The organism is Companilactobacillus futsaii JCM 17355, from assembly GCF_001435505.1.
Lineage (GTDB): Bacteria > Bacillota > Bacilli > Lactobacillales > Lactobacillaceae > Companilactobacillus > Companilactobacillus futsaii.
Genome location: NZ_AZDO01000104.1, coordinates 1 through 277, shown reverse-complemented (window position 1 = coordinate 277; position 277 = coordinate 1). Strand labels below are relative to the sequence as shown.

Genomic DNA, 277 nt, shown 5'->3' with positions numbered 1-277 from the left:
GTGAACTACATCGGCACTAAAGTACCGAGCTTCTAGGAACATTCCATACTTGCCAACTAGTATTTCAACTAGTCGGTAGAGGCTAGAACTATTTTACTAAGGCTTGTTCCAAGCCATTTTTCAATATGTTTTTACTTGCATTGATATCACGATCATGATGAATACCACAAATAGGACAATCCCATTCTCTAATATCTAACTCGTGTTTACCGTCATCGTAACCACAATTAGAACAGATTTGACTAGTTTTGAATGGATTAACAACCAGAAGTTTCTT

The 277-nt window shown here is 36.5% G+C and carries 1 protein-coding gene; it reads right to left on the bottom strand.

The genetic code is table 11. From position 1 onward, the window contains the following. Positions 1-88: 88 nt before the first annotated feature. The coding region (locus tag FC88_RS07930) for a zinc ribbon domain-containing protein (protein ID WP_157060454.1) at positions 89-277 on the bottom strand (189 nt) is incomplete at its 5' end.